Annotated in this window: 4 protein-coding genes; 3 read left to right on the forward strand and 1 reads right to left on the reverse strand. The window is 73.8% G+C overall.

Translation table 11 applies throughout. The features are described from left to right. The 3 genes from FNH08_RS46990 to FNH08_RS47000 form a co-directional block, all read left to right on the forward strand. Window positions 1-767 (forward strand): Gfo/Idh/MocA family protein (locus tag FNH08_RS46990; RefSeq protein WP_265579856.1); only part of this gene is annotated, 767 nt, incomplete at its 5' end. A gap of 117 nt (window positions 768-884) precedes the next feature. Continuing rightward, window positions 885-1184 carry a hypothetical protein gene (locus tag FNH08_RS46995; protein ID WP_152777974.1) on the forward strand — a complete coding sequence of 100 codons (300 nt, stop codon included), beginning with the start codon at window positions 885-887 and terminating at the stop codon, window positions 1182-1184. Then, complete coding sequence (locus FNH08_RS47000) at window positions 1174-1638, forward strand: archease (protein WP_152777978.1); 465 nt, start codon at window positions 1174-1176, stop codon at window positions 1636-1638. The genes FNH08_RS46995 and FNH08_RS47000 overlap by 11 nt, the downstream gene beginning before the upstream one ends. A gap of 496 nt (window positions 1639-2134) precedes the next feature. Here FNH08_RS47000 and FNH08_RS47005 read toward each other — a convergent pair whose 3' ends face one another. Next, window positions 2135-3562, reverse strand: coding sequence for an RtcB family protein (locus FNH08_RS47005; RefSeq protein ID WP_152777976.1), 1428 nt, complete (start codon window positions 3560-3562; stop codon window positions 2135-2137). Window positions 3563-3606 lie beyond the last annotated feature (44 nt).

Genomic DNA, 3606 nt, shown 5'->3' on the forward strand with positions numbered 1-3606 from the left:
GCCTGATGGTCCACAAATCCACCCACCACTTCGACCTCGTCAACTGGTGGCTCGACAGCCGACCCGAGACGGTCTACGCCCAGGGCGGCCTCTTCTTCTACGGCGACGAAGCCGGCGGACGCCGCGGCCTCGCCCGGAACTACGACCGCGCCCACGGCTCCCCGGCGGCCCAGGACGACCCCTTCGCCGTCCACCTGACCGACTCCGCCGTGCTCAGCGCGCTGTACCTGGACGCGGAGGCGGAGGACGGTTACCACCGCGACCAGAACGTCTTCGCCCCCGGAGTGACCATCGAGGACGACATGGCGGTGCTGGTCCGTTACGTGTCCGGCGCGACGCTGACGTACCACCTCACCGCGTACGCCCCCTGGGAGGGCTACCGCATCGCCTTCAACGGCAGCGAAGGCCGCATCGAACTGCTCGTCGAGGAGTCGACGTGGACACGCCCCCGGGCACGGACGAACGGCTCCGACCCCGTCCTGCACGGCGCGGAGGTGGACGACACCGCCGGACGGACCGAGCTGCTGCTGCGCCGCTTCTGGGAGCCGCCGCGCGAGATCAAGGTCGCCACGGGTGAGGGCGGGCACGGGGGCGGTGACGTACGGATGCTGGCCGACCTGTTCGGCGAACGGCCGACCGCGCCCGACCCGCTGGGGCGCGCGGCGGACGCGGCCGACGGCGCCCGTTCCCTGGTCACCGGCCTGGCCTCGAACCGCTCCTTCGAGCTGGGCCTTCCGGTGCCGACGCGGGACCTGCTGGACCTCTGACCAGGGGCCCGTGGCACTTCACCGCCGAGCAGGACGCGGGACGGAGAGGCTCCGGACACAGGTACGCGTTTTTGGGTACTCGCTGCTCACGCAACCCGTACTGAGGAGATGACCCGGATGCTGCTCATCGGACTGCTCCTCCTCGCGGCCACGGGCGCCTTCACCGGCCTGGTGATCGCCTACAACCTGTCCGGTGGCCCCGAGTACACCGTGTCGATGTTCGGCCAGGACATCGCCACGATGAACACGCTCGCCATCTTCTGCTCCGGCCTGGCGCTGGCGCTCCTCTTCTGTCTGGGCCTGGCCGTGACGGTGGGCCGGGCGGCACACGGACGGCACCGCAGAACGCGGGACTACGAGACGCATGACGCCACCACGCTCCACGACGGTGGGGCGGGAGGCGACCATGGTCGGTGACCCGGATGACGACGTGCAGGCGCGACGGGAGGGAGTGGACGGCCACCGCACGGTGCCGCACACCGCCGACATCCGCGTCGAGGCCTGGGGAGCCAGCCGGGAGCGCTGTCTGGCGGAGGCCGTGCTGGGCATGGTGGAGTGCTTCGCCGACGTCTCCGCGGTGCGGCCCACCGCCGTGGAGCGCGTCCGGCTGGCCGAGGACAGCGACGATGACCTGTTGGCCACGCTCCTGGACGAGGTCCTCTTCCGGCTGGAGGTGCACGGCAGGGTGCCCGTGGACGTGGAGGTGGACACGGCCGACGAGGCCGACAACGGCCTCGACGTGCGGCTGGCGGTGGCCGAGCTGGCGGCGGTGGAGGTCATCGGTGCCGCTCCGAAGGCCGTCTCATGGCACGAGCTGCACATCGGGCCCGGCCCGTACGGCTGGTCGTGCGCGGTGACGATCGACGCGTGAGGGCTGTCGGCGTGTGCCGCGCTGTCGAGGTGCGCGGCGCTGTCGACGAGTGCGGGTGCGGCTGCCGCGTGAGGCGCTGTCGACGCGTGTGGGCGCGGCGCCGCATGCCGGTGCAGCTGGCGCGCGCGGGTGCGGTCGCTGCATGCCGGTGCGGCTATCGCGTGCGGGCGCGGCTGCTGCGCGCCGGTGCGGCGCCGCATGCCGGTGCGGCTGCCGCGTGCGGGGGCAGCCGCTGCATGCCGGTGCGGCTATCGCGTGCGAGCGCGGCGCCGCATGCCGGTGCGGCTGCCGCGCGCGGGGGCGGCCGCTGCGTACCGGTGCGGCACCGCATGCCAGTGCGTCTGTCGCGTGCGGGCGCGGCCGCTGCGTACCGGTGCGCCGCCGTATGCCGGTGCGGCTGCCGCATACCGGTGCGGCCGCAGCGTGCGGATGCGGCCGCAGCGCGCGGATGCGGCCGCAGCGTGCGGATGCGGCCGCAGCGTGCGGATGCGGCCGCTCAGCCCTTGACCACGCCCAGCGGGACCAGTCGTGCCACGGTGCGGCACAGTCCGGCCTGTTCGCTGGCCGCCACCACCGCGCTCACGTCCTTGTACGCCTCCGGGGCCTCCTCGGCGAGGCCACGCCAGGATCGTGGCCGTACCGCGATTCCGTCCCGTTCCAGCCGGGCACCCAGGTCCCGGCCGACGACCGTGCGTGCCGCCTGGTGGCGGCTCAGGACGCGGCCCGCGCCGTGGCAGGTGGAGGAGAAGGCGTCCCCGCCGGGCACGCCCGTGAGCACGTACGAGGCCGTGCCCATGGTGCCGGGGATCAGCACGGGCTGCCCGTACGCGCGCACGTCCTCGGGCAGGTCGGGATGGCCGGGCGGGAAGGCGCGGGTGGCGCCCTTGCGGTGCACGCACAGCCGGCGCCGTGTCCCGTCCACCACGTGGGTCTCGGTCTTGGCGAGGTTGTGGGACACGTCGTACACGAGTGACAGGCGGGCGCCTGCGGCACGGCGGAAGACCCGGCGGGCCGCGTAGGACAGCATCTGTCGGTTCGCGCGGGCGTAGTTGGCGGCCGCCGCCATCGCGCCCAGGTACGCCCGCCCCTCCGGCGAGTCGACCGGGGCGCAGGCCAGCTGCCGGTCGGGCACGGTGATGCCGTACCGGGCCATGGCGCGGTCCATCGCCCTGACATGATCGGTGCAGATCTGGTGGCCGAGGCCGCGCGAGCCGCAGTGGATCATCACGCACACCTGGTCCACGGCGAGCCCGAACGCGGCGGCGGCCTGCTCGTCGTACACCTCGGCGACCCGCTGCACCTCCAGGAAGTGGTTGGCGGACCCGAGGCTGCCCACCTGTCGTGTGCCCCGCTCGCGGGCCCGCTCGCCGACCTGGGTCCCATCGGCGTCGGCGACCGCGCCGCCGCCCTCGCAGCGTGCGAGGTCGCGGTCCTCGCCGTATCCCTCGGCGACGGCGTACCGGGAGCCGTCCCCCAGGATGCGCTCCAGTTGTCCGCGGCCCGTCGGCCGCCACACGCCGCCGGGGCCCGCACCGCGCGGGATCGCCCGGTCCAGGCCGTCCATGACCGCGGGCAGGGCGTGCTCCAGTGTCGCGCCGTCGGTGTCGGCGGTCAGCAGCCGCACCCCGCAGGAGATGTCGAAGCCGACCCCGCCGGGCGAGACGACACCGCCCCCGTCCACGTCGGTCGCGGCCACGCCACCGATGGGGAAGCCGTAGCCCCAGTGAATGTCCGGCATGGCGTACGAGGCGCCGACGATGCCCGGCAGGGTGGCCACGTTGACGACCTGCTCCAGCGACTGCGCGGCGTCACCGAGCAGGTCCCGGGAGGCGAACACCACGCCGGGCACCCGCATCGGTCCCCGGCGTTCGATGCGGAAGCGGTAGGGGCGCTCCTCGACCAGTTCCTCCGCGGCCAGTCCCATCGTGACCTCCCGCTGCGTGCGTCGCTCGCGTCCCCGCCCTGTTC

The sequence above is a fragment of the Streptomyces spongiae genome (genome assembly GCF_009377185.1).
Classification (GTDB): Bacteria; Actinomycetota; Actinomycetes; order Streptomycetales; family Streptomycetaceae; genus Streptomyces; species Streptomyces spongiae.